At 55.9% G+C, this 18,962-nt stretch carries 20 protein-coding genes; 18 read left to right on the top strand and 2 right to left on the bottom strand.

The genetic code is table 11. The features are described 5' to 3' along the window. Nucleotides 1-666 precede the first annotated feature (666 nt). The 5 genes from B0G75_RS29410 (at nt 667) to B0G75_RS29390 (ending at nt 4,967) form a co-directional block, all read left to right on the top strand. Nucleotides 667-1,452 carry a 2-keto-4-pentenoate hydratase gene (locus tag B0G75_RS29410; protein ID WP_106313555.1) on the top strand — a complete coding sequence of 262 codons (786 nt, stop codon included), beginning with the start codon at nt 667-669 and terminating at the stop codon, nt 1,450-1,452. Between the two features lie 111 nt (nt 1,453-1,563). Further along, nucleotides 1,564-2,334, top strand: coding sequence for an alpha/beta fold hydrolase (locus B0G75_RS29405; protein WP_106313554.1), 771 nt, complete (start codon nt 1,564-1,566; stop codon nt 2,332-2,334). Continuing rightward, nucleotides 2,331-3,263, top strand: coding sequence for an acetaldehyde dehydrogenase (acetylating) (locus B0G75_RS29400; protein ID WP_106313553.1), 933 nt, complete (start codon nt 2,331-2,333; stop codon nt 3,261-3,263). The genes B0G75_RS29405 and B0G75_RS29400 overlap by 4 nt, the downstream gene beginning before the upstream one ends. Before the next feature lies 1 nt (nt 3,264). Then, a complete protein-coding gene (dmpG, locus tag B0G75_RS29395; RefSeq protein ID WP_106313552.1) occupies nt 3,265-4,287 on the top strand; it encodes a 4-hydroxy-2-oxovalerate aldolase in 1,023 nt (340 codons plus the stop codon). 41 nt (nt 4,288-4,328) lie between these two features. Continuing rightward, a complete protein-coding gene (locus B0G75_RS29390) occupies nt 4,329-4,967 on the top strand; it encodes a GntR family transcriptional regulator (protein ID WP_219908301.1) in 639 nt (212 codons plus the stop codon). 40 nt (nt 4,968-5,007) lie between these two features. Here the strand turns inward: B0G75_RS29390 and B0G75_RS29385 are convergent, their stop codons facing one another. After that, on the bottom strand, nt 5,008-5,712 hold the full coding sequence (locus B0G75_RS29385; protein WP_106313550.1) for a GntR family transcriptional regulator: 705 nt from the start codon (nt 5,710-5,712) through the stop codon (nt 5,008-5,010). A 365-nt stretch (nt 5,713-6,077) separates the two neighbouring features. On the opposite strand from B0G75_RS29385, the gene B0G75_RS29380 reads away from it, so the two are divergent. The 6 genes from B0G75_RS29380 to B0G75_RS29355 all read left to right on the top strand — a co-directional run bounded on the left by B0G75_RS29380 (nt 6,078) and on the right by B0G75_RS29355 (nt 11,637). After that, nucleotides 6,078-7,238 carry a Rieske 2Fe-2S domain-containing protein gene (locus B0G75_RS29380; protein ID WP_106313549.1) on the top strand — a complete coding sequence of 387 codons (1,161 nt, stop codon included), beginning with the start codon at nt 6,078-6,080 and terminating at the stop codon, nt 7,236-7,238. 31 nt (nt 7,239-7,269) lie between these two features. Further along, nucleotides 7,270-8,514 (top strand): NAD(P)/FAD-dependent oxidoreductase, encoded by a 1,245-nt coding sequence (locus tag B0G75_RS29375; protein WP_181309373.1) that lies wholly within the window; start codon nt 7,270-7,272, stop codon nt 8,512-8,514. A 75-nt stretch (nt 8,515-8,589) separates the two neighbouring features. Beyond that, nucleotides 8,590-9,012 (top strand): VOC family protein, encoded by a 423-nt coding sequence (locus B0G75_RS29370; RefSeq protein WP_106313547.1) that lies wholly within the window; start codon nt 8,590-8,592, stop codon nt 9,010-9,012. 9 nt (nt 9,013-9,021) lie between these two features. Further along, nucleotides 9,022-9,963, top strand: a complete 942-nt coding sequence (locus B0G75_RS29365) for a glyoxylate/hydroxypyruvate reductase A (protein ID WP_106313546.1) — start codon at nt 9,022-9,024, stop codon at nt 9,961-9,963. Between the two features lie 18 nt (nt 9,964-9,981). After that, nucleotides 9,982-10,299, top strand: a complete 318-nt coding sequence (locus B0G75_RS29360) for a non-heme iron oxygenase ferredoxin subunit (RefSeq protein ID WP_106313545.1) — start codon at nt 9,982-9,984, stop codon at nt 10,297-10,299. Between the two features lie 60 nt (nt 10,300-10,359). Beyond that, on the top strand, nt 10,360-11,637 hold the full coding sequence (locus B0G75_RS29355; protein ID WP_258194758.1) for a Rieske 2Fe-2S domain-containing protein: 1,278 nt from the start codon (nt 10,360-10,362) through the stop codon (nt 11,635-11,637). Here B0G75_RS29355 and B0G75_RS29350 read toward each other — a convergent pair. Further along, nucleotides 11,601-12,590, bottom strand: a complete 990-nt coding sequence (locus B0G75_RS29350) for a LysR substrate-binding domain-containing protein (RefSeq protein ID WP_106313544.1) — start codon at nt 12,588-12,590, stop codon at nt 11,601-11,603. The two genes, B0G75_RS29355 and B0G75_RS29350, sit on opposite strands and share 37 nt — an antisense overlap. Before the next feature lie 271 nt (nt 12,591-12,861). Between B0G75_RS29350 and B0G75_RS29345 the strand changes: the two genes are divergently transcribed. The 7 genes from B0G75_RS29345 to B0G75_RS29320 all read left to right on the top strand — a co-directional run bounded on the left by B0G75_RS29345 (nt 12,862) and on the right by B0G75_RS29320 (nt 18,954). Beyond that, entirely contained in the window at nt 12,862-13,848 is a 987-nt protein-coding gene (locus B0G75_RS29345; RefSeq protein ID WP_106313543.1) for an extradiol ring-cleavage dioxygenase, read from the top strand. 75 nt (nt 13,849-13,923) lie between these two features. Further along, on the top strand, nt 13,924-14,748 hold the full coding sequence (locus tag B0G75_RS29340; RefSeq protein ID WP_106313542.1) for an aspartate dehydrogenase: 825 nt from the start codon (nt 13,924-13,926) through the stop codon (nt 14,746-14,748). A 293-nt stretch (nt 14,749-15,041) separates the two neighbouring features. Then, the gene (locus B0G75_RS29335; RefSeq protein WP_106313541.1) at nt 15,042-15,857 is read left to right on the top strand and encodes a protocatechuate 3,4-dioxygenase; all 816 of its coding nucleotides are present in this window, start codon (nt 15,042-15,044) and stop codon (nt 15,855-15,857) included. A 59-nt stretch (nt 15,858-15,916) separates the two neighbouring features. Beyond that, nucleotides 15,917-16,777, top strand: coding sequence for an alpha/beta fold hydrolase (locus B0G75_RS29330; protein ID WP_106313540.1), 861 nt, complete (start codon nt 15,917-15,919; stop codon nt 16,775-16,777). Nucleotides 16,778-17,224: 447 nt separating this feature from the next. Next, complete coding sequence (locus B0G75_RS40305) at nt 17,225-17,641, top strand: LysR family transcriptional regulator (protein ID WP_374956929.1); 417 nt, start codon at nt 17,225-17,227, stop codon at nt 17,639-17,641. Between the two features lie 5 nt (nt 17,642-17,646). Next, nucleotides 17,647-18,564: an HTH-type transcriptional regulator ArgP gene (locus tag B0G75_RS29325; protein WP_106313539.1), complete on the top strand. Its 918-nt coding sequence runs from the start codon at nt 17,647-17,649 to the stop codon at nt 18,562-18,564. A 192-nt stretch (nt 18,565-18,756) separates the two neighbouring features. Then, nucleotides 18,757-18,954, top strand: a complete 198-nt coding sequence (locus B0G75_RS29320; protein ID WP_146142549.1) for a hypothetical protein — start codon at nt 18,757-18,759, stop codon at nt 18,952-18,954. The last annotated feature ends 8 nt before the right edge of the window (nt 18,955-18,962 follow it).

The following is an 18,962-nucleotide window of genomic DNA, read 5'->3' as shown; positions in this document are numbered from 1 at the left end:
GTTCAAAGCGCGAACGCGGAGAACGGATTCAGATTCCCCTGAAAAATATATAGGTGTCCATAGTAAATTAACGAGACAGCATCGATCGCACACGGCGTCTGAGCGTCGAGATACCGCAGGAACGGAGGGCCGACGATCTCGTCAAGCGGAGATCCAACTGCTCCCGCGAAAGACGGATACGCATACACAATCTTGGTCTCTTTGGTACGAGTAATCATATAGTCGAGGCTATCGTCCAGGGGCGGCTGCCCACGGCGCGCACTCATGGTCTCTCCCTTTATTTTGATCGATCGCGCCACGCGCGAACGTGCTTAGTCCGAGCCGTGTTTCTATTACAGTGTTGTTCATCTGACGAGCGATACAAAATTCGCCCGAACGGGCTGAAAAATCGTTTGTCGACAGAGCAGAATTTTGCTAGATCAATTTGTTTCGGGTCCCGCGGCATCTCTTTGATCGGCGGTCGATTTGCGCATGCGTCTGGGGAGTGGCAGGCGGTTTACCTCGGGACGCCTGTCCCGCCGTATGCATTACGGTGATTACTGCGGGCACGGCAAATAAAGCGTGCATGGATCGTTGACACACTGCATACAGTGCACAAGACTACCGATTTCTGCTGCAACACGTCGAATGGGTGACGTGCTTGCTGGCTTAGCCTTGGGAGGCCGGATGAATAACGCTGAGTTGGAAGCGCAAATCGCGTCGAGATTGCGTGATGCTTACACGAGTGGCCCGATCGCACCGTTTGCGCCTGATCTAGATGGCGATATCAACGCTGCTTATCGGATCCAGAGCCATAACACCGAACATGCCCAGAAGGTTCAGGGGCGACGCATTGTGGGGCGCAAAATCGGGTTGACCTCAGTCGCTGTCCAGAAGCAGCTTGGGGTGAATCAGCCTGACTATGGCGTGCTGTTTGAGGACATGGCGATCGAAAACGGCGCCAAGACGGACGTGGCAAGTCTGTTGCAACCCAAGATCGAGGCTGAGATCGCGTTCGGATTCGCTGTTGACGTTGACGATTCGACGCTCGAACTGTCGGACCTCGCCGCAAAAATTGAATGGGTGGCGCCAGCGCTTGAGATTGTCGACAGCCGCATTGCTGACTGGCGGATCGGCATCGTCGAAACGATTGCTGATAACGCATCTTCCGGGCGATTCGTCATCGGCCAGAAGACAAACTTTAACTCTGAAATCGACCTGGTGAGCTGCCAGATGAACATGCTGGAAAACGGGCAATCCGTCTCGCGCGGTAGCGGTCTCGCATGCCTGGGTAACCCGCTTCTGGCCACATTCTGGCTGGTGAAGAAGCTGATAGAAGTCGGTCACCCGATCCGCGCTGGAGAACTGATTCTGAGTGGTGCGCTTGGACCGATGGTCAATGTTCGGAACGGCGGAACCTACGGTGCTTCGGTAGACGGTCTCGGAGAGGTTTCCGTGACGTTCGGTAGCTAACAGGATTAGCATGCCATCCTCTTCAGACCCGGCTGACACAAGCTGCGAGAGCCTGTTTCCGACGCTGTGGTGCTGTTTGAGCAAAGCGCGATCTGCAGACGGGAGATAAATATGCCATATCTAGATCATCGCGATACAAGGTTGTACTACGAAGTACATGGCAATGGACCACCAGTCGTTTTGCTACATGGCGTGGGAGGCAACCATGCGAGCTGGTTCTATCAGGTGGCTGCATGGCGAGCGGAGTTCATGGTGGTCCTGATCGATGCCAGAGGATTCGGAAAATCGACGGACGCCGAACTTGCGGGGCGCTCTGAATTTACGAACGACTTGCTTGTTGTTCTGGATGAACTCGGTCTGAAATGTGTATCGATCGTTGCGCAGTCGATGGGCGCTGGTACCGGCATCGATTTTGCATATCGATACCCGGAGCGCGTGAATGCCCTTCTGTTCGCAGATTCATTGGTCGGAATCGCGCTGCCAGGGCCACTCGCGTCGCAGATGGGCGAGGTGCAGGCCACCACGAACAGTTTGTCTCAGCCTCAGCGAGTGCTTGGGGCGACGCATTTGGCTCGTGCTCCGGCTATGACTGAACTGTATCTGAAAATTGCCGGGTTCAATCGCTACACGGTAAGGACGCTTGGCGGTTCTCAGCCTTCGTACACGCCGCAACAGATTGCTGCGACGGGAGTGCGCGTTGGCTTTGTCGTTGGCGAAGAGGATGTGTTGTTTCCCGCAAAGATCGTTTCAGACGTGTGCGAATGCTTCGCCGGCGCGGAGCTAATCATCCTGCAGGGAGCGGGACACTCAGCGTATTTCGAAACACCGGACGCATTTAACTCGCGGGTAGGCGCATGGTTGCGCAAAGGAATGAGAACATGAGCACGTCAGGGAGTTCAAAGGTCAGCGCTGCCATCATTGGATCGGGCAATATCGGCACCGATCTGATGATGAAGATACTACGCCATGGTCGACATATCGAGGTGGGCGCCATGGTCGGAATCGACGCAAACTCCGATGGTCTTGCGCGAGCCGCCCGACTGGGAATTGTAACCACGGCCTCGGGTATCCACGGGCTGCTGACGATGCAAAACTTCCCGGAAATCAGGGTTGCATTTGATGCCACCTCGGCCGGTGCGCATTGCCAGCATAACGAGTTGCTGCAGCAGCATGGTGTGCGCGTGATCGATCTCACGCCAGCGGCCGTTGGACCGTTCGTGGTACCGTCGGTTAATCTCGAGGCACATCTGGCTTCAACCAACATCAACATGGTGACCTGCGGTGGGCAGGCGACCATTCCCATAGTCGCCGCAGTCTCATCAGTTAGCCGTGTGCACTATGCGGAGATTGTCGCATCGATTTCGAGCCGTTCGGCCGGTCCGGGTACTCGGGCGAACATCGACGAGTTTACCGAGACGACGTCGAAAGCATTGGAGGTTGTCGGAGGGGCGGGGCGTGGAAAGGCGATCATCATCTTGAATCCGGCAGAGCCTCCAATGATCATGCGCGACACCGTTTATACGCTGAGCGATCTGGTCGACAAGAAACTGATTGAGGACTCTGTTCACGCGATGGTAGAACGCGTGCAGCGGTATGTACCCGGATTTAGGCTTAAGCAGAATATTCAGTTCGACGAAGTTGTTGCGCCGCTCCATTGCGGCGGAACTGGGCCGGGCCTAAAGACGACCGTTTTTCTGGAGGTTGAAGGGGCCGCACACTACCTGCCGGCCTACGCTGGGAATCTCGACATCATGACATCCGCAGCGCTGGCCTGTGCCGAAAAAATTGCCGAACTGTCCTGGAGCAATTGATATGACGAAGATCTACATTTCGGATGTCACGTTGCGAGACGGTAGTCACGCGGTGCGCCATCAGTATTCTCTGGACCAGGTCAGGGCGATCGCAAGCGCACTGGACAACGCGCGGGTTGATTCGATCGAGGTGGCTCACGGAGACGGACTTGCCGGTTCCAGCTTCAACTACGGGTTCGGTGCTCATCGCGACGTCGCGTGGATCGCCGCGGTTGCGGATTTGGTTAAGCACGCAAAAGTTGCGACACTGCTGTTGCCTGGGATCGGGACCGCTCATGACCTCAGAAATGCGTACGACGCGGGTGCCCGTATCGTACGTGTTGCCACGCACTGTACGGAGGCGGACGTCTCGCGCCAGCACATCGGGATGGCGCGCGATCTCGGGATGGAAGCGGTCGGTTTCCTGATGATGAGCCACATGATCGAGCCGGCTGAACTGGCACGGCAGGCGTGCCTGATGGAGAGCTATGGTGCGACGTGTGTTTACGTGGTTGACTCAGGCGGTGCATTGACGATGGAGGGTGTTCGTGCACGCATGCGTGCGTTCAAGGACGCGCTGTCGCCAGAAACCGAGACTGGCATCCACGCACATCACAATCTCAGCCTTGGCGTCGCGAATTCGGTTGTTGCGGTTGAGGAAGGGTGTGACCGGGTCGATGCAAGTCTTGCCGGGATGGGAGCAGGTGCCGGTAATGCTCCTCTGGAGGCGTTCGTGGCGACCGCGGAGCGAATGGGCTGGATTCACGATTGCGATCTTTTCCGTCTTATGGACGCAGCCGACGATTTGGTCCGTCCTTTGCAAGATCGTCCAGTGCGTGTCGATCGTGAAACGCTCTCGCTCGGCTTCGCTGGCGTCTACTCGAGCTTTTTGCGCCACGCCGAACTGGCGTCCCAGAAATACGGCGTCTCGACTGTGTCAATTCTTGTCGAACTGGGACGTCGAAAGATGGTGGGTGGCCAGGAGGACATGATTGTGGATGTCGCGCTCGACCTGCTTGGCCGACGCGCAAACCCGGCCGCGTAACGATAGTGGCAGGCAAACCTCCGCGAGGTGGTGCGCAACGATTGCGCGACCGGATTTACGATTCAATCAGAGATCTCGTCGAACGCGGCCAGCTCCAACTTGGGCAGCGTTTGACAGAGCCACAACTTGCTGCGAGGTTTGGTGCCTCGCGTACACCAGTGCGCGAGGCACTCTTCCAGTTGGCTAGAGAGGGGTTACTCGAGCCATTGGAGCGGGGCTATGGATTGCAAGAAATGCCCATGTCGTCGGTGCTTGCTCGGCTGGAAATCGGGTCTCCTGAGCATATCCAGCATCTTGTCGCACTGGCCAACGAGGCGAGAAGCATGCTGACTGCGGACCAATCGCCGTTCGCGTTGGCCAGCGCGGTCCACGGGTTCCAGAAATCGCTCGGCGGTATGTGTGTAAACCCGGTCTTAGCGCGATGCTATCTGGTGGCTGAAGACGATTTTCTTGCCGCAAGACCATTGCTGTTTCGTGCATCAAGGAACCGTCTGATCACGTCAGATTATCTCAAGGTGCTTGTTCAGGAAATGGAGGCGGGTAATGCTTCAGCTGCTGAAGTGCTGACGCGATCGTTCATTTCCAAGTTGTCAAATTCATGTCAGGAAGCGGTAAGCTATCTCGAGGATTGTCCACTTAGCGTGGCGCAAGGCGTAGCTTCGGCGAGCCCGGACGGATGATTCCATCCGGGCGCATCCTGTCTGCGGTGATTGGACGCTTCTAGAAGCGCGTGGGCGCAGTTGGGCTTGAGCCCTTCTTTCGTGCTGGCCGTGCTGGACCCTCGGTATGCGTTTCAATCAGCATTTCCACGTACTCCTTGGCCGCTTTTCCAGCGCCTTTGACATCGCGCGCGCGAATCGCGTCTAGCAGCAGGCCATCGCGATGTACGGAGATGGCTCTATTGTCTTCCTCCTTGTAGTGCTCGTTACGGACCAGCAGAAACTGATCTTCGAGGACCGCACATACTCGCGTCAGTGCAGTGTTGTGACTCATTTCTAGCAGCGTTGTACGGAACTGATGTGCGGCGGCGACGAATGCGGTGAATTTCGACGTCTCTGCCGCCTTCTTCATCTTCTCGTAGACCTGTGAAAGCGTGTCGATTTGCTCGTCGGAACCATATTTGGCTGCGTGCTCGGCGAGAGCTGGGTCAAGCAGAAGTCGGACTTCCATGCGTTGCAGGAAATCCTTCGGCGTGTCCTTCATTAGTGAATAGCCACGATCCGTCCGGACGACCAGACCTTCGCGAGCCAACTGGAACAACGCCTCACGCACGGGTGTGCGCGACACGCCATATCGTTCGGCCAGATCCAGCTCAACGAGCCGCGCACCCGCCGGAATGGCGCCTCCATGCAGATCCTCCCTCAACAATTGGTAAATCTGATCGCGCAGCCGATCGCTCTGTACGACTCGACGGGTGGTGCTCATGGTTCTCTGCAGTAGGTTGATCCATCAATGATTCTACGACGAAATTTGCCGTCACAACCGGGGCTGCGGGTTTGTCCCGCGAGTGCCGCCGGATGCATTCGCTAGGCTCATGCATAAGTAATTTTGAAATCGTTTGTTGGCAGCCAGTCATGGCTTTACGATGACAATCACGTCGCGCGGCCGGGTTGAGTTGTCGGTATGCGACGAAAAATTTCTCTCTCATTGCATACTGAATGCAATAGGGTAATCGAGCCTCGTCGGCGGTGTGCTCGTGCAGGGAATCGGATGGGCGGCCCTTTGAGCATGATAGCCGAACAAAACTCATTGCATACAGTACACAGAGGTCATTAACCGGAGCAACCACGATGAGTGAACAGGCACATTTTGTAGATGACACCTTCCTGAACAGGGTGCCGCGCTGGCGCAACTATCTTGCCGCGAAACTTGGTTTCAGGAATCACTGGTACCCGGTGAAGCTCTCCGGCGATGTGCTCGAGGGGAAGGTCTCCCAAGCCACGGTTTGCGGTGAGGAGATTCTCCTTAAGCGGGTGAACGGCCAAGTTAAGGCTATTCGCGACAGGTGCCTGCATCGCGGGGTGAAGCTCTCGGAGAAGGTCGAGTGCTATACGCCCGATACGATTACATGCTGGTATCACGGGTTCACCTACAAGTGGAACGACGGCAAGCTGTGCGACATCTTGGCGTCACCTGACAGCAAGGCGATTGGACGACGCAACGTGAAGAGCTATCCGGTTCAGGAGGCCAAGGGACTCGTCTTCGTCTTCGTGGGCGACGAGGGGTTCGAGGCACCGCCGCTCAGCGAAGACGTACCGCCGACGTTTCTTGACGATGACCTGGAACTGCATTGCGCAATCTACGAGGTCGAGTCGAACTGGCGCGTGGGATGTGAGAACGGATTTGACGGTCTCCATGTGTACATCCACCGTTCGTCGGAGCTGGTTCCTGATACGCAGCGCTCGTTGCCGATTGGCCATTTGGCGAAGTCGGGTGAAGTGGAAGTCCATGAGGAGGAGGGGGCGCCGAAGGGCGTCTACGACGCATTTGCCAACCATACGAGCATCTGGGAAGGAAAAGTGGAGGGCCAGGTAGTCGTCACCGGGACAAAGCGTGTGTCGGAGAAGCCGACCCGTACGACGGCTGCGTCGCTCTGGATGCCGTGTGGGTTGCGCGTCGATGACTTCCCCGACCAGGACATCACGCAGTTCGAGTTCTATGTTCCGGTAACGGAGTCTCGCCATATCTACGTGATGCTTGTGGGCAAGCGTGTGTCGACAGAAGAGGAAAGTGCTCACTTCAATCACGAGTTCTGGAATCGCTGGAAACCAATCGGCTTTGAGAACTTCAATGCGCAGGATATTCAGGCCCGTCTCGCGCTCCAGACGTTTTACAAACGCGATTCCGCGTGGCTGGATGAGATGCTGATCGAAGGGGACTCCCCTCTTATCAAGTGGCGAGAGTTGTGTCACCGCAATGCGCGTGGTGTCCAAAAGCCGGAGCACATGTGAGCGGCCGAAGCCCCGTGGCGAGAGGTGGGCGATGAAGAATGTGCAGAGCAAGGAGCCGATCGTGATTATCGGCGCGGGTATTGCTGCGGTTTATGCCGCCGAAAGCGCGCGAAAGGCCGGCTTCGATGGCCGCATTATTGTGTGTGGGGACGAACGAGAATTTCCCTACGATCGCCCGCCACTGTCAAAGAAGGTGCTCCAGGAGCCAAGGGAGGTTGAGCGAATTTCGTTGCGGGACAACGCGTTCTATGTAGCACACAACATCGAATTGAGACTAGGAAATGCAGCCGATTGCATTGACCGACGTGCTCGTCAGGTGGTCTTCGCGGATGGAACGACGCTGGAGTATGGCTCGCTTCTGTTGGCTACCGGATCTTCGCTGCGGACGTTGCCGCTGCTTTGTCCAGAGATGCCACGTGTCTTCTATCTTCGACGAATCGCGGATGCCGTTGCGCTGCGCGACGCGTTACCGAACGTTCGCAAGCTTGTCGTAGTCGGCGCCGGTGTGATCGGTCTTGAGGTTGCATCCGTTGCAAATGGAATGGGAATCGACGTGACCGTTCTGGAGGCTGGTCCCCGGCCGATGGCGCGGGCGGCGTGTCCTACAGTCTGTGAGTTCGTCGTCGGCCGGCATATGCAGCATGGCGTGAATATCCGGACAGGCGTCACGATTATTGACGTGACGGAAATTTCATCCGGTTACCGCCTCAGGCTTTCGGGAGGGGGCACACTGGACGCGGACGCTGTAGTCGTGGGCATTGGTGTGGCTCCCAATATTTCGCTCGCGCATTCTGCCGGGCTTGAGGTCTGCGCTTCAGGAGTGTGTGTTGACGGACAGGGGCGCACCTCGGACGAGCACATCTACGCGACGGGGGAAGTTGCGTTCCATTACAACGCGAGGATCGGTCACGCCGAGAGGCAGGAGAACTGGCATCACGCAGTGGCTCATGGAGAGCACGTTGGGCGGGCGATGGTATGCAGTGGTCCGGACTACCAAGAAATAAGTGGATACTGGTCGGATCAATACGATTTCAGTGTTCAGTCGTTTGGGATCCCGATCGGGGAGCACGACGTTGTGCGAGGAGACGTCGGAAGCGGTTCGTTTGTGGTTTTCCATCTGCAGGCCGGCGCGGTAAAGGGAGTTAGTTCAGTGAATGCGTCTCGCGACATGCGTACCGGCAAGGCATTTGTACGAACTGCGGCCAAGGTACCGGCTGCCGTGCTCATCGATTCCGAGGCGGATCTGACCAAGTGGCGGGCCGCAGAAGGCGCATGAACGCGGTTCAACGAGCGGAATTGATTGGACATACGCCCATCCCGCAGCTAACGAAAAATCAAACGGAGGAAACAGATGTATTCCGAATTACGACCTTTCCATCTCGCGTTTCCCGTAGACGATCTCGAAAAGGCGCGTGATTTCTACGGTGGTGTAATGGGCTGTCAGGAAGGGCGGAGTTCCGACCACTGGATAGATCTCAATCTGTTTGGGCACCAGATTGTGACCCACCTCACACCGAAGATCGAGGCGGCGGCCTGTAATGACGTGGATGGGATCGCCGTTCCCATTCCTCACTTCGGTGTCGTTCTGTGCATGAGTGACTGGACCGAACTGGCAGAGCGTCTGCACGCAAAGGGCGTGGAGTTCATCGTCGAACCTCAGGTCCGCTTCAAAGGTGAGGTCGGAGAGCAGGCCACGATGTTCTTCCGGGACCCATCTCTCAATGCGCTTGAGTTCAAGGTACTCGCTGACCTGTCCCAACTCTTTGCCAGCTAAAGGACAGAGATGAGAATCCTGTTTTCGATGACTGGCAAAGACCCGGCCCCTTGGATATCCGCTATCCGGCGCGCCCTGCCTGGTGCAGATGTGCGTGAATGGAAAGAGGGTGATGTCGACGCCGCGGACTACGCATTGATCTGGAAGCCGGCGCCTGCAGTGCTGCGCAACCGTGCAGGACTGAAGGCCATCATTAACATGGGGGCGGGTGTTGATTGGATTCTTGAGCTTATGGCAAGCGATCCAGACGTTTCTGGGAGCGATGTACCGATCTACCGAATCGAGGATGCGGGCATGGCGTCGCAGATGGTTGAGTATGCCACTTACGCGACGTTGCGATATTTCCGCCGGTTCGATGAGTACGAGCGACAACAGCGCGAAGGGATCTGGAGGCCGCTCAAGGTATACGCTACCGGCGATTTCACAGTGGGTGTTCTGGGTCTTGGCAGCCTGGGAGCCGCGGTGGCTGGGGAGCTAGCCACGTTCGGCTTCACAGTTCGCGGCTATAGCCGGTCACTAAAGTCGATATCGGGTGTGCGGTGCTTTAGCGGGAGCGATAGTTGGGAGTCGTTTCTGGAAGGTGTGCACGTTCTTATCAATCTTCTTCCGAATACACCGCAGACAAGCGGTGTGTTGAATTCGCGAACGTTTTCGCGGCTCGAGCGGGGGGCGTGCATCGTCAATCTGGCGCGCGGCGGGCACTTGGTGGACGAGGACCTGGTGGCCGCAATCAGGGAGGGGCAAATTGCCGGAGCAACTCTTGACGTTTTCAAAGGCGAACCGCTCGCTGATGATCATCCGTTTTGGAAAGAGTCCAGAATTACTGTGACCCCGCATATTTCTGCGCAAACGCGGATGGAAGAGAGCGTCGACCAGGTGGTGGCAAAAATCGGCGAAATTGAGCTCGGTCGGATTCCCACCGGAAGGGCGGATGTTTCGCGCGGATATTGATCGAAATAGGTAAGTCTCATGGAAAAGAAAATTTTCTTGTGCCGCAAATCGGATGTGCCCAGTGAAAGTGTCATTCAGGTCTGTCCCAAAGAGGTTGCCGATGGACTTGCTGTGTACAACGCCGATGGCAAGTTCTATGTCACAGAGGATCTCTGTACGCATGGGATGGTGGCCTTGTCGGGAGGGGACCTGCAAGGCACCACTATCTACTGTCCGCTTCACGGCGGTGCATTCGACATTTGCTCGGGCGACGCGGTTGAAAAGCCATGCACCGTTCCGCTCAAGACATACCGTGTCGTTGAGGAAGGTGACGAGATCTTTGGTCTGATTGACTGATCTGCGACCGAATGGTCGTGTCAGGCAGAAGGCATCGGTTCAATTTGCGAGGTGATAGGCATGTTCAGTAAGGAAGACAATGAGAGGCTATGTCGAGTCGGCCTCGACACCCCGATGGGCAACGCGTTCAGAAGCATGTGGATGCCGTTCCTTCTGCCGGAGGAGTTGCCCGCACCGGACTGTCCGCCGATCCGGGTCCGCCTGCTCGGCGAGGATCTGGTGGCGTTTCGTGACACAAATGGCAGGATCGGTCTGCTTGACCGCTATTGTCCACATCGACGCGTTGACCTTTTCTTCGGGCGCAATGAGGAGTGCGGGTTACGCTGTGTCTACCATGGATGGAAGTTCGATGTGTCAGGCACCGTCGTTGACATGCCGGCGGAACCGGACAACACGCGAATGAAAAGCGGTACTCGGATAAAAAGCTATCCGGTGGTCGAATGGGGAGGCATGATCTGGGCATACATGGGGGACCGGGATCGAATGCCTCCCTGTCCTCCTGAACTTGAGTGGGGACTGGTGCCTCCTGAATTCCGCTTCATCACGAAGCGGCTGCAACGCACGAACTACGCGCAGGGCGTAGAAGGCGGAATCGATTCAAGCCATGTGGGGATTTTGCACAGTCATCTGGATGCTAAGCATCCAGAATTGCCGTTTCGCCAGCGGCAGGTCTCGCCGAACTTGGCAATTCCCTATCTGGCGTCGGATACGGCGCCGAAGTTTTTCGTCCGTCCGACCGATTACGGTATGGCAATCGGTGCACGTCGCAATGCTACTGAGTCGTCGTACTACTGGCGTGTGACGCAGTTTCTGACGCCTTTCTACACGATGATCGCACCCATTCGCGAGGGCCGGGCATACATGGGGCACGCATGGACACCGATCGACGATCACAACTGCTGGGTCTTTACCATGACGTGGAACAGTGACCGCCCTCTGAGCCAAGAGGAGCTTGATCACGGTGCCGTGCACTCAGAGGTGATGGACGATGGCTCATACCGTCCTTTGATATCCGCGGACACGGACTATGGAATCGATCGACTGCGTCAGCGGTTGCATAGTTCAACGGGTATCGAAGGCATCGGTATGCAGGACACAGCGGTGCAGGAGAGCATGGGCACGATCGTTGACCGCTCGCTCGAGAATCTGGGGTCGGGCGATGCGGCCATCGTGAGTTTCCGAAAATCGCTACTGAAGCTCGCGAGCCAGTTTGAGAGTGCTGGGGAACTTGACGTCGCGAAGCATCCTGAGTGGTATCGTGTCCGATCGACCGCAGCCATTCTCGATCACGGTGTTGATTTTCATGCCGGTACGTCAGCTTTTACCAACGTAGTCTGACTCTCAATGGTGGGCAGGCGACTGGCTTCGCGAATAAGCCAGTCGCACAGCAGACGAATCGCTTTGTCCTCTTGCGCACTCTCGCGCATCAACAAATAGTACGCCCCTGCGCTTGGCATATCCGCCGGCAATGGCATAACCAGCTCATCACGTCCCTCGTAGTTAGCAAGGAGTACCTGCGGAACGATAGCAATGCCTTTGGCGTCTCTTGCTGCCTGCAAGGTCATGAAGAAGTGCCCGAAATCGAGTGGGTTCGAGTCGACTGGAACTCGCAAGCCATAGATAGCTAACCAATCGGACCATGCGTGCCGGCGACTCGCTGTATTGATCAGGCGGTACTGCAGAAGGTCCTCAGGCGAGTTGATCGGACCGATTGACTCGACGAGCTGCGGCGAAACGACGGGGACAAGAACGTCCTGAAAAAGTTGTTCCACATAGACACCCTTCCAGTGTTCCGTCATATCAAGATCAATTCGCGGTGCTTTTCGGTCGTGGCGCTGTCCCGGAATCTTTCCCACTCGAATCGCGACATCTGCCTCCTCGCTATGAAGGTTGACCGGATCGATAGACGAGATCAACCGCACCTCGATATCTCGATGTGCTTCCGTGAATTGTGCAAGCCGTGGCATCAGCCACCATGTTGCCAGAGTCGGCAAAACATCAAGCGTGATGACGCGGTGTGTGTCCCGTACGGCGCGCCGAGTGGCAACGGAAATGATGTCTAGCGCTTCCTGCACCGAGCGACAATACTCCAACCCGGCCGGGGTTAGCTCAATCTTGCGCGTGAGCCTGACGAAGAGTTTCTGTCCGAGAAAGCTCTCGAGTAGCCGGATTTGTCTTGAAATTGCCCCTTGCGTCAGATGCAACTCCTCCCCAGCTTTGGTGAAAGAAAGGTGCCGCGTCGATGCTTCGAAGGCGCGGAGGGAAAGTAGGGGCGGGAGGCGATAGTTCATATGGGGTACCAGGTTCGTGGTGTGCGAAGAGGTGTGTGCCACAGGGAAGCATCACTTCGCATAATGCATTACTTAATGCACATTCCCGACGCAGAAAAAATCGTTTGTTGAGGGCAATCTGTGCTTCTACCATCGAGACTCGTATCCGACAGATCAGCGTGTTCGGCATGCCAAGAACGGGCACAGAGACGGTGTCGGGACTCGATACGTCGGTCGCTGACGATGTTGATTGTATACAGTACTCAATGGTTTCGTTACTAGAGAAAACTCTATGGCAAAAATTGTGATGGGCATCGGTTCCTCGCACAGTCCGACCCTTTTAATGAAGCCTTCGGCGTGGCTTGCACGTGCGGCAAGCGACGATCAAAACTTTTTTGTGCTGCACGATCGGGCGGGCGCCCGCGTGACGTACAGCGAACTGCTTGAAAAGGCTGATCCCGCGATCCTGGATGAAATTACGCCGGCCAAGCTGGAGCAGCGACATCAGCAGAATCAGGCAGCTGTCGGACGTCTTGCCAAGATTCTCAAGGAGGTAAGCCCGGACATCGTTGTGATCATCGGCGACGATCACAAGGAGGTATTCCACGACGACAACATGCCGTCACTTTCTGTGTATTGGGGCGAGACGATTCCGTATCGTCCAACTGGAATCATGAAGTGGAAATACGATCCCAATCTCGATCAGGACCTGTGGTATCCGCAAGAGTCCAAGGACTACCCCGTGGCTTCGGGGTACGCAGAGCGGTTGATCCGCGGAATGATGGACGATGGCTTCGATGTCGCTCAGTCCAAGTATTTCAAGGACGGTCAGGCGATGAGCCATTCGTTCGGGTACGTCTACTACAAGTTGATGACCGAAAGAGTCTTTCCGGCGATCCCGGTCAGCATCAACACCTATTACCCGCCAAACAATGTGTCGCCGCTGCGCGCTTATCGCATTGGGGAGTCGATTCGACGTCAGATCGAATCATGGGGCGAGGACCTTCGCGTTGTGGTGATGTCGACAGGAGGGCTTAGCCACTTCGTAGTCGACGAAGAGTTTGACAGAAATTTTCTCGAACGACTTGCGGCAGGTGGTCCGCGACCTCATGTGGATCTGCCCTTGGAAAAGTTGCAATCCGGAAATTCTGAGTTTCGCTGCTGGTCCGCGTTGGCTGGCGCTGTTGACGGAATGAAGATGGACTTGATCGACTACATTCCGTGCTACCGAAGCCCCGCTGGCACAGGATGCGCAATGGCCTTTGCGACTTGGTCGTAGGGTGCGGTAGTGACGGAGCGGTGTGGAGCACTGCTCGCTGTGAATTCATGGATAAATAGATTCGGAAAATTGACTATGCAAACGAGAACAGGCTGTCAAACAAAGCGGGTGGGAGTGGCTGTTCTGGGTACGGTCGGTAAGTCGTTAGTCAAGGCGCTGGACGACGGTATCCCTGGTATCAAGCTGGTCGCAGTGGCGGCGCGAGACGTGCAGGCTGCGAAACAGTGGACAGCCCCGCTACGGAGTCAGCCTGCGGTCGCGAGCTTTGAGGAAATGGCCGAGCTGTGCGACATCGTGATCGAGTGTGCGCCAGCACATCTTTTGTCGGAAATCGCGTCACCCGTTCTCAAGGTGGGCAAGCAAATCGTGGTGCTCAGTTGTGGGGCGCTTCTCGACAACGACGGGCTCATCGACATCGCGCGTGATCACGGTGGGCAGATTGTTATTCCGAGTGGTGCATTGCTAGGCCTTGACGCAGTGACGGCCGCGGCAGAGGGGCGGATCACGTCCGTGAACATGGTAACCCGTAAGCCGGTCAAAGGACTGCTGGGTGCTCCCTATCTCACGGAGCAGGGCATCGTGATCGACGGGATTGTCGAGAGGACCAAGATCTTCTCCGGCACGGCGCGGGAAGCGGCAAAAGGCTTCCCGGCCAATTTGAACGTTGTAGTCGCACTTTCGCTTGCCGGCATCGGGCCTGACAAAACGAAGCTGGAAATCTGGGCCGATCCGGATATCTCTCGGAACATGCACACCATTACCGTCGAGTCCGACGCGGCGTTGTTGTCGATGTCGATCGAGAACATTCCGACCGAGAACCCGAGGACAGGTCGTATCACAGCCCAAAGCGTGCTCGCACTGCTGCGCAAGATGACAGCACCGATGCGCGTCGGGACGTGAGGCAGGTCCAATGAACGCACCGCGACGCCCCCCCGTGGAATTGCATCGGCTAATCAGCGAGCTCGTACGCCGTCCGGAGCTTGTAATTCGATTGCGAGAGGAACCTGATCAGGTGCACGAGGAGTTCGGGGTTTCGGCGGACCAGCGTGCACAACTGTTGGCCGATCCCCGAAAGGCACTCCGTGATATCGAGGTTCATCCGAATCTGCAGTTTAAGTATCTTGGCGCGCGCAATTTGCTGAAGCTCGCTCCGGCATCGATTTACCCGTATCTTGAGAAGCGAGGCCTTGGCGATGGGACAGATTGTTAGTGCGGCGGCGACCTCTCACACGTTTGGCGTGCCAGAGGGTGTTGAAGTGCAGGCACAACGCATATTTGACGGAATCGACCGGATCGGCGAAGCGATCCGCGCATCGAATCCTGATGTGATGCTGATCGCTACCAGTGATCATCTGGTCAACTTTTCGCTCGACGTCCAGATTCCCCTGGCAGTTGGCATCTCGGACGAGTGGATTCCGTATGGTGACTTGGGCGTCCCGCGCAAAGCGTTCCCCGGCAATCGTGCGTTCGCCGCCGAACTCGTCGCCTTTGCCGCGCAAAGGGACTTCGATCTGGCATCGGTCGAGAATGTTAAACCAGATCATGGGCTTTCGATGCCGAACGCGATCATCAACCGCGGGCTAAACATCCCAGTCGTACCGATTTACATCAACACGGTGATGACCCCAGCCCCAACCTGTGCGCGAAGTTATGCGCTTGGTAAGGTCGTGCGCGAGTTCGTCGAATTCATGCGACCCACGCATGAACGGGTCGCGATTGTCGCGACTGGGGGGCTGTCACACTGGATCTGCCTGCCTGATTCTGGACGTGTCAACGCCGCGTGGGACTTGCAACTGATCGAGAAAATCGTCTCAGGCGACGGAGTTGGGCTTGCAGAGTTGTCTTTTGACTCGATCATGCGAGATGGTGGTAATGGTGGCCTCGAGATCGCGGCCTGGGCATTCATGGCCGGGGCGACAGGCGGGTGTACCGGTGAACTGGTCTATTACGAAGAAATGACTGCATGGTGGACGGGAATGGGAGGAATTCTGATGACTATGTGTAGTTAATAAGTTTCAAAAATTGTCCCAAGCTGTATCTCTCTGAATTCTTGAAATAAGGCCCGTCAATGAGCTATCCTGCCCTGCCTGCAGATATCCAGGCTGTCAGTCACTTTGTCGATGTGAATGGAATCAAGACTCACTATCTTGATATGGGAATCGGTGATCCACTTGTCCTCATACATGGGGGAGGTGCCGGAGCCGACAGCTGGGGTAATTGGCGCAGCTGTTTTGAAGAGTATGCTCGTCACTTTCGAGTGTTGGCAATCGACATGCCCGGATTTGGTCGAACGACAAAACCCTCACCCGATGAGTATCAGTACACTCAAGAGAATCGGAATCTGCATCTGCTCGGATTCATCAAGGCGCTCGGTCTTGACGATGTCAGGGTCATCGGCAATTCGATGGGCGGGGCAACTGCACTGGGCCTGGCGATCTCTCATCCGGAACTGGTCAAGAAGATGGTGCTGATGGGTAGTGCCGGACTGAACATTGCCAACCCGGATCCCTCATACATGAAGAACCTTCAAGGCTATGACTATACCCTTGAGGGGATGCAGCGAATCATGGACGCGATGGTCGGTTCGCGCCACGTAGTGGATCCCGATCTCGTTCAGTATCGCCACGAGATAATGCAGAATGAAGATGCACAGCGAGCGATTCAATACATCATCCGGTCCAAATTGACGTACGAACATGATCAGATCGCTTCGGTGAAGACCCCAACGCTGGTGGTTGGAGGCAAGGAAGACAAGGTTGCCGTGCTTGCAAGAACATACGGTTACTTGGAGTTGCTGGAGAATTCGTGGGGATTTGTGTTGCCACACGTCGGTCATTGGGTGATGATCGAAGCTCCTCAGCAATTCATAGCCGGTACGCTTAACTTCTTGCTCGATGACGCGTTCGATTCAAACAAAGAGTACTGCTAGCGAATTGATGGTCTAACGATTGTTTCTATTTTCGCTGAAATATCGTTCGGTGAAACCCGCTGACCCGCACTTTGGACTGATCTGTACTCCGCAGGAATATGCGAGAAGTGGAGTAGGCTATTGAGCCTGAAACTTGAAGCAGTATGCGAATGCTGGCCACCTGGTCAGCATAAATGGTAAGCGGGAATGAAACCGACACCGGCAGTACATGAGTCAACGAAGTTCCGCACAGTTCGTTCGAACACCGTGTCGCGCTAGATCGTTCGAACAAGAGAGCTCGTGTTGAAGAAGGGACATTTCAACAGCCTGCTAGATAAGGTGGCCCATAGAAACGCGGCGTTGGTTGAGCAACAGTCCGCTGTCGCCGATGTTCTTAAGGGGCACGCGATTATGTTGTCGAAAGCGGTAGGAGTGTTTCGCTTACCCAAAACAGATGCGTCAGAGTGATTGACTTCCCAGCATGACTCAGGTGGGACAAACGCTGTTGCCGAGACTCGGCGTCGCGGCCGAGCAGCGGACGTATTGAGTATGACCTGCTGTGAGGTGTTTCAGCGAATGATTGCGCTCGACGCAGTTCTCGGCACTCCGCTGATTGTGCGTGACGGAATTACGCCGACGCAGGCTGGTTGCACTTTGCTTCAGTATATCCAACCTCTACATGCGCGGTACCTGTCAGCATGTCAGGGGCGGCGAATGTGCGATATTTTTTCAGGAAGCCTTCATCACGGGGAGGGCATCAAGGATTTTATCGGGGAGGACGCAGGCGGATCACGCTTACCGCAGACCTCGCTGCTATTTGATGTTGCTTCTCCCCGTTGGTCGGGTCTGCTGATCGATTTTGAAGAACGAACGTCAAACGGTTGAGCCCTATGAATCTCGACAGGCAGCAGCTCGAGACATTTTCCATAGTCGTTGATATGCGACATTTCGGGCGAGCCGCTCGGGCCTTGAACATAAGTCGGGGTGCTGTATCCCAGAGAATCATCGCCTTGGAGGGCGCTCTGGGAACGCCGCTGATTGTGCGCGATGGGGTTGTCCCGACGCCGGCCGGCGAGGTTCTCTTAAATCATATTCAGGCACTGAAGGTTCTTGAGGCTGACACTCTGCGGCGGATCAAGCCTGAAAGTCAGGGATGGACAAGAATCACCATCGCGGTGAACGCAGATTCCTTAGCGACCTGGTTCGAGCCGGTGGCGTGCGCTATTGCAAGGCAAAACTTTGCGCTGGAACTCAAGGTGGATGACCAAGACTACACTCTGTCTGTATTAACGCGGGGGCAGGCTATGGGATGCATTTCTACATCCAGCACTCCACCAACGGGGTTTGTCGCGGAACATCTCGGAGCGATGGAATATGAATGCGTGGCTGCTCGGGCGTTTTCGGCGACATACTTCTCTGGCGGACATAGCTTGCATCAGTTTCTTGCTGCTCCCGCCGTTCTTTTCAACGAGAAAGACGGTTTGCATGGCGCCTTCCTGAAACGTGCCTTTGGCTTTCGGGTCGATGGCTACCCTCGGCACTATTTTCCGTCACCGGTTGCGCTGCTTGCGGCGGTCAGATCCGGTGCCGGCTACGGCCTTGTGCCGTCGATGCAAGCGCAGCCCTTAATCGAATCCGGTGAACTGATTGTCCTGAAACCGGGCGGGAAATTTTCTGTCAATCTGTATTGGCACCATTGGGAAGTCTCGCCGCCGACTGCTGCCTCAATCAGCGAGGAGGTTATACGCCAGGCTCGTCAGGTATTGCGTCAGGTTCCCGCTGATTTTCCGGGAGACGGATGCGCATGAGGCTGACAGTTTGAGCCCGTCGTGAAGGTGCGAAGTATCGGGGGTGAGAAGACGTACTCGTGCACGAAACCTACAGAACCGTTGCTTTAAGTCATCTCGCAGAGGTTGTGCATCAAGAGGACGATTGGAGTTGCGCATGTTAGATGTTTGGCGCGCGGTTGAACGCCGGTGTTCAGCGCCAAGGGGAAACCGATGGAACTGAGGATCTGGATGATGTTGAGCTCGATGGAGGTGGCGCGTGCGTATACGCCCGCCGAGCTGGCAGAGCAATTTGGAACTTCGGCGGCGGAGATCTGTGAGATGCTGTGTCAATTGGTCGAAGTTGGGAAGGTGCGGATGAGCAGTGATGCATCGCGCACAATATGGTTCGAGAGGCTTTTTCCCGGTTAGAATTGACT

Origin of the sequence: Paraburkholderia sp. BL18I3N2 (genome assembly GCF_003001875.1) — a bacterium.
Lineage (GTDB): Bacteria > Pseudomonadota > Gammaproteobacteria > Burkholderiales > Burkholderiaceae > Paraburkholderia > Paraburkholderia phytofirmans.
The sequence above is the reverse complement of the archived record's forward strand: the minus strand, read 5'-3'. Positions and strand labels throughout refer to the sequence as shown.